Source organism: Streptomyces sp. NPDC002088 (assembly GCF_040296605.1).
Classification (GTDB): domain Bacteria; phylum Actinomycetota; class Actinomycetes; order Streptomycetales; family Streptomycetaceae; genus Streptomyces.
Window position 1 is genome coordinate 1 of record NZ_JBEOXO010000076.1, and the last position, 6,413, is coordinate 6,413.

Sequence of the window (6,413 nt, forward strand, 5' to 3'; positions counted from 1 at the left end):
GGCTTCGAAGGGCCACAAGACCTTCATCATCCGCACAGCACCACTCTCGGAAGCTTTCCTACTGTCAACTCCCCTTCGTGTTCAGGACACAATCCGAGGCGAAATAGCGGGCCGCCTTGCGCAGGATCTCCCGTTCCTTCTTCAGCTCGGCGTTCTCCCGCCGCAAGGCAGCGACCTCGGCCTCCAGAGCCGACGGCGCCACCGGAACTGCCGGCGGCTCCGCTGCCCGACGGCCGCGCGGACGGCTGGCGCCCGCGTCCCGGATCCAGTTGCGCAGCGTCTCCGGGTTCACCCCCAGGTCGGCGGCGATCTGCTTGATCGTCGCCTCGGGCCGCGACTCGTACAGTGCGACCGCGTCCGCCTTGAACTCCGGCGGATAGTGCTTCATGACCACGACACCTCCATCTCTCAGATCCTCAAGATCCACTATCTCGAGTGTCCAAGATCAGGGGTGAAGACCCGCTCGCCTGGCGTCGTCCCAGCCGGATCGTGATCCAGAACATGCTTCGCCATCCCGCCTATGCCGGGGTCTATGTCTATGGCCGCAGCCGGACCGATCCCCGCCGGCGTCTGGCGGGACGCCCGTTCACCGGGCGCGTCCGCAAGCCGCCCGAGGACTGGCTGGTCTATCTGCCCGACGTCCTGCCTGCCTATGTCAGCGCCGAGCGCCATGAACGCAACCTTGCCCGGATCGAGGCGAACCGGGCCCGTTCCCAGAGCATGGGTGCCCTGCGTGACGGGCCGGCCCTGCTGGCCGGGCTGATCTTCTGCGGCCGGTGTGACACCCGTATGGTCGTGCACTACCAGCGCGGCCAGGGCAACAAGCTGTGGCCGAAGTACGACTGCAGCCAGGCCGACTACGGCGGTGAGCTGTGCCAGCAGATGTCCGGGACCTGCCTCGATGGCCATGTGAGCGGTCTGCTGCTGGAAGCGATGGCGCCCGCCGCCCTGGAGGTCTCGCTGCAGGCCGCCGAGCAGGCCCAACACCGGCGCGAAGAGGTGGACCGGATCTGGCAGCAGCGTCTGGAACGCGCGGACTATGCCGCCGACCGGGCCCGGCGCCAGTACCAGGTCAGGTGGCCGAGCCCGAAAACCGCCTGGTGGTGAGGGAACTGGAGAAGGAATGGGAGCATGTGTCGGCGTACACCCGAGTGTGCACAGGAAGGTACAGCCGAAAGTGCACAGCCTCCGCGCCTCTTTAGGCTGGTGACGGCACCGGGCCCGGGGCTCGGGGCGTGTCAGAGCAGGGGACGCCGGTGCAGCGCTCAGTTTGTCCAATCCTGATAGTGCTGTGCGGGCCGGTGAGTTAGGTCGTGAGTGTCAGCGTTTGATGCGGCTGCGGACAGCGAGGGCGGCGAGGGCGAGCAGAGTGGGTTCGAGGAGGCGGGAGGCCATCTCGATGTAGGTGCCAGCGGTGGTGAGGTTCTGTCCGGAGGAGCGGAAGACCACGGAGTTGACCACGACGCGGGTGGCTTTCTCCGCGCGGTCGGCGGTCAGGCGCTGGTGCCAGGTGCCTGACAGGTGCGGGTCGGGGCTGGTGGTGTTCAGAGTGATCTTGCCGTGGCTGAGAGTGCCGGTGGTGGCCGGTTCGGGGTCGCGGGTGGGCAGGCCCCACAGCATCAGCGCCAGCAAGGTGGTGGCCATAGCGGTGAGCAGCCAGATCATGGCGCGGGAGGAGCGCAGTCCGTAGCCGGACAGCAGCCAGTACCCCCGCAGCAGGCCGCGCTCGCCGGGCGGAGTGCCGGTGTGGTCGTGGCGGCGCATCTCCATCTCGCCGTAGTAGAAATCGGCGGCGCCGGGTTCGTTCTTGCCGTCCTCGAACGCTTTGCGCAGTTGCCGGTAGATGGCGGCCACGTCGTCAGGGTCGGGGGTCAGGCCGGGGTTGGGGTGGTGCGGGCCGGGCCGCCAATTCCGGGGCGATGAGGGCTGCCCGAGGGACGGGGTGGGCTGGCCGGCGGTCTGGGCGCGCCAGTGGTGTTCTTCGGCCAGGGTGCGGCGGCGGGTCCAGTGGCATGGCCATATGTGGTGGCGGCGGTGAATGCCGGTGGGAGTGGGGGCGAAGAGAGTGCGCCCTTCCAGGCGGATCTGGTCGAGGTGGAAGGCGCCGGAGAACAGGCAGTCGCTCAGGTCGGTGTCGGTCAGGACCAGGTGCGCGGCGTCCACGCCCTGCACCGACGCCACCCGCACGCCCGGGGCGCGGCCGGCCAGCAGGCTTTCGTCCATCACCGTGGTCCCGATGGTGGTGAACGGGATCGGATGGGCGGTGACAGCGGCCGGGGAAGATAGCACTGCGTGGCTGAGATCCACGGTCGCGTAGCGCAGGCGGAATGTGGCCGTCGACTCCCACCGCGTCCGGACACAGTCCACCTCACCCGCTGCGATCTCCATCGTCACGGGCGCCCCGAACGCGCACCCGGACAGATCAACCCGCCCGGCACACAGAATCGGCCCGAACGACGACAACACGGTGAACGTCGCCCCCCCGAACTGGGCGTCGCCCGAGAACGTTGCCCCGTCGAACCGGACGTCGTTGGTGAACGTCGCCTCGTCGAACTGGGCGTCGCCGGAGAAGACTGTCCCGCCGAACCAGGCGGTGCCAGAGAACGTCGTCCCGCCGAACCAGGCGGTGCCGGTGAACGTCACCCCGAAGAACTGGGCGTCGCCGGTGAACGTCGCCCTGCCCAACCCGGTGGTGCTGATGAACGTCGCGCCGACGAATCGGGCGTCGCCGGTGAACGTCGCTCCGACGAACTCGGCGTCGCCGGTGAACGTCGCCCCGTCGAATCGGGCAGTGCTGGTGAACGTCGCCCCGTCGAACCAGGCTTCGCCGGTGAACGTCGCCTCGCCGAACCGGGCGTCGCCGGTGAACGTCGCTCCCTGGAACCGGGCGGTGCCGAGGTTGGGTTTTCCGGTTGAGGGGTCGTGGAGGGCACGGAGGAGGGCTTGGAGAAGGCGTTCGGTGATGGGGGTGCCGCGGTGGTCGACATCGGCGCCGGGGGCCAGGCTGGTGAGGTAGGAGGTGCGGTCGGCGTCGTTAAGGTGGGCCAGGCAGGTGGTGTGGCCGGGGACGTGGATGCCAGGGCAGCCGACGGGGTCGGTGGTGGGGTCGGCGCCGTGTCCGCAGTACGGCCAGGTCGGCGAGGCTGGCGCGGGGGGCGTGCTCATGGCTTGGAGGCTCCGGGGCGTCGGCTCTGGTGGGGTGTCAGGGGCAGCGCCTGCCAGGGCGTACCAGAGTCGGTGACCTGCATGTCGGCGTTCCTGGTGAACTGGTGCACCCGGGTCGACGACAGCCCCGCTGCCTCAACGAGCTTCCGCACAGACACTCCCGCCCCGCACGGAAGTAAAAGCCCAGTCACATTCCTGGCCGGCCTGCTCCAGCCGCCACGCCATCCGCCGAACTCACGCCAGCACTTGCCGCTCCCGACAGAACGTCCCAGCCACTCACCCGTCACCCATGACAGCCTGCCACCCCGCCCGACGCCACCACCGGGCATTCAGCGAACTGAACGCTTTATCGGTCTCACCTGCTCCGCCACTCCCCGAGCCCCCGACCTCGCTGTCAGGGTGCGGGCCGCCGCGCGCCGTTGACGTAAGGCGCCCTGTGCACGTTCGCGTGTACCGGGCTGGGCACTTCCACGCGAACGTTGACAGCATGCACTGGCCGAACGGCGGCGGCTCGGTGAGGAGTACGACCGCCACGCCGCAGCCCGGCCCCGCATCCTCACCGGCGCCGAGCGTGACCAGATCCGGGCCCTGGCCGCCGACCTCCCCGCCGTCTGGCAGGCGCCCACCACCACCTATGCGGACCGAAAACAGCTGACCAGGCACTTGTTCGAGAGGGTCAGCGTCACCGTCATCGGCGACAGTGAGCGTCTCACCGTCCAGATCACCTGGGCCGGCGGACACCGCACCGCCGGCGAACTCGTCCGCCCGGTCGCCCGCCTGGATCAGCTCAGCTACTTCCCCCGCCTGGCCGCCCGGGCCCGCGAACTTGCCGCCAGCGGCCATTCCGCCCCGGCCATCGCAAAGATCCTGAACTCCGAGGGCTTCCGTCCGCCCAAACGCCGCGAACACTTCGGCACCCAGGGCGTCCGCACGCTGCTGCAGGAACTGGGCTGCATCAGCCAGCAGGAACAGGCTCTCCGCCGGGGAGCCGTGCAGCTCGGCCGGCACGAGTGGTGGCTGACCGACCTCGCCCGCGAGCTCGGCATGCCCCGGGTGACCCTCTTTGGATGGATCACACACGGCTGGGTCACAGCCCACCAGCTCACCGACCAGCGCCGGTCCTGGATCATCCACGCCGACCCCGCAGAAGTCGAACGGCTCCGCAGACTCCACCGGCAGTCCCGAGGCCACCGACCACGACAAGCCTGGCTCGACCACCAACAGGCCGCGATAATCCGGAACAAGGAAGGAAGCCCAGACGATGACATCGAACCGCACGTATGACAGCACTGCGGCTTGCTGATCCATCTCGATGTCGAAGCGTCGCAGGTACGCCTGCCAGAGACGGTCGGCGTCCGCCGGAGTGGCGTCGGTGCCTGACCACCACAGCCAGACCGGCTTCGGTGTTGCTCCGCTGGGCAGGTGGTCGATGTCCAGGCGGATCACCGTCCCTTCGACGATCGGGAGAGTGCCGTCGGCAGCTGCCCAGGAAGAGCGGTGGGTCAGCTTGGGGTGCAGCCGGTCCCAGGAGCGGGCCCTGGCGGTGCCGTAGAGACGTGTGTCAGTAACCGTTTCGGTGTCCGGGGTGCCCCAGGTGTCAGGCTGTCCGAAGACGAACTCGCTGCCGTGCCGGGGTGGGCGGCCCATCGTGTGTGGATGCCGAGGCGGGACACTCCGGCGCAAGACCCGATCCGAGCGCATCCGGGCGAGTACTTGGACCGGCAGGTCTTTCAGCAGGAAGGCAAGGCGGGGTGCGTCATATCCGGCGTCCGCAATGACGAGGACGTCCGGGTCGCCCTCCTGCCACTGCCCGGCGGTGATCAGTCGATGGAGCCGATCACGCAGTTGTCGGGCGGTGACGGTAGCGGAGTCATCCCCGGGGGCCAGGCGGAGTGCGTCCAGGGGTGCGGTCCATGAACTGCGGCCCGGCTCGAGCGCGCAGACAATCGAGTACGGCCAGCCGGGGACAGGGATGTGCTGGTCTTTGCCCCGGCCGTAGGTGTGACACAGGATCCGCTGCGGTGAGGTGTGGGCGTCGGGGCGCAGCCAGCAGGTGATGTCGATGGCCAGGACGAGCCGGCCGTCGACAGCCCGTGGCAGTGGCACCGCGGCAAGGGCCCGCTGCAGCCGGCCGGTATCGACCCGGCCACGGGCGACAGCGGCGTAGAGCCCGCCATGGCCGCGGCGGTGTTCACCCACCAGCGACAACTCGGCCAGCGACCTCACCGGCCCGTCACCGCACAGAACGGCATCAGCCAGCTCGAACAACGCATCCGAACCAGCGGTGAGACAGGAGTAGAACTCGTCCCGGAAGCATGACAGTTGGGCCAACGGCTCTCGCCGGGCATCGCGATGCAGCAGACTCATCCTCACGGCCTTCGTGCTGAACGTGTGTGTTCCTTGGTCGGAGCACATGTTCAGACGAAGGCCGCTTTGGCGTACGGCAGTTACCGAACCGAGTGATCAAGTTCGAGGCACCATTCGACGTCGGATGTTAAAGATCAAGCTAGTTCGGTGCCGCCCACCCGCAAGTACGCTCCGGGGGCACTGCTGACGGCCGCGTTCTTGAGGAGGGTGGACTTCCCCGCTCCGCAGGGACCGGTGAACTCCACCGCTCCCCGCTCGCGGGCTGCTCTCCGTATGAGGGCGAGTTGTTCCTCCCGGCCCACAACGAACGGCGGCGGAGGGACGTCCGGGCCGTAGGGAAGCCGCACCGGCTGTGGACCAGGTGCCCGCAGGGGCAGGCGCGTGAGGCGAACTTCGTGCCGGTCTGTGAGAGTGACACTGAAATGACCGAAGATGACACTGTCCATTTCTCAGACCTTCCAGCTTCAGGAGGCCGCAGCGACGGAGGAAGAGCTATATCCGATCGTCGCGGGGGCCATCACCGAGTCATATTTCACGGAATGGGGCACCCGGGCAGATGGTCTGCGCGCGGATTTTATGCAGGTCCAGTCGATCGATTTCGAGTTCTGGACCGGCAAATTCAGGGCCTGCTATAAACAGTATTGTTACTGAGCACGTCAGTTGGCCATTGAGTGGCTTGGTCGGCCACTTTGGTGCTCCGCGTTGCGCTCTGAAGGCGGAAGACGGTGTCCTGTCGCATTCCAGTTGGCACCCGTGAGATCACCTCAGTCTTCTCGCCGCGCGCGAACCTCTCAGTTGGAGGTCTCGGCCCGCTCGAGATCCGGGGCAGGTGCGGCGCCCCCGGATCGGGCCTTCCGCGGCGACACCATGAGGCCGACCAC

At 68.0% G+C, this 6,413-nt stretch carries 5 protein-coding genes and 1 pseudogene; 2 read left to right on the forward strand and 4 right to left on the reverse strand.

Features of this window, described 5'->3' with window-relative positions; genetic code table 11:
- Nucleotides 1-64: 64 nt before the first annotated feature.
- A complete protein-coding gene (locus tag ABT114_RS49800; protein ID WP_351153867.1) occupies nt 65-388 on the reverse strand; it encodes a transposase in 324 nt (107 codons plus the stop codon).
- 47 nt (nt 389-435) lie between these two features.
- Here ABT114_RS49800 and ABT114_RS49805 point away from each other — a divergent pair, with 47 nt between their 5' ends.
- Nucleotides 436-1,107, forward strand: a complete 672-nt coding sequence (locus ABT114_RS49805) for a recombinase zinc beta ribbon domain-containing protein (RefSeq protein WP_351153870.1) — start codon at nt 436-438, stop codon at nt 1,105-1,107.
- Nucleotides 1,108-1,320: 213 nt separating this feature from the next.
- Here ABT114_RS49805 and ABT114_RS49810 read toward each other — a convergent pair whose 3' ends face one another.
- The 3 genes and pseudogenes from ABT114_RS49810 to ABT114_RS49820 form a co-directional block, all read right to left on the reverse strand.
- Nucleotides 1,321-3,165, reverse strand: coding sequence for a pentapeptide repeat-containing protein (locus ABT114_RS49810; RefSeq protein WP_351153872.1), 1,845 nt, complete (start codon nt 3,163-3,165; stop codon nt 1,321-1,323).
- Complete coding sequence (locus ABT114_RS49815) at nt 3,162-3,317, reverse strand: hypothetical protein (protein WP_351153875.1); 156 nt, start codon at nt 3,315-3,317, stop codon at nt 3,162-3,164. The genes ABT114_RS49810 and ABT114_RS49815 overlap by 4 nt, the downstream gene beginning before the upstream one ends.
- A 1,156-nt stretch (nt 3,318-4,473) precedes the next feature.
- A pseudogene (locus tag ABT114_RS49820) lies at nt 4,474-5,532 on the reverse strand (transposase); the annotation flags it as partial.
- Between the two features lie 432 nt (nt 5,533-5,964).
- Between ABT114_RS49820 and ABT114_RS49825 the strand changes: the two are divergent.
- On the forward strand, nt 5,965-6,183 hold the full coding sequence (locus ABT114_RS49825; protein WP_502988538.1) for a hypothetical protein: 219 nt from the start codon (nt 5,965-5,967) through the stop codon (nt 6,181-6,183).
- Nucleotides 6,184-6,413: the final 230 nt, after the last annotated feature.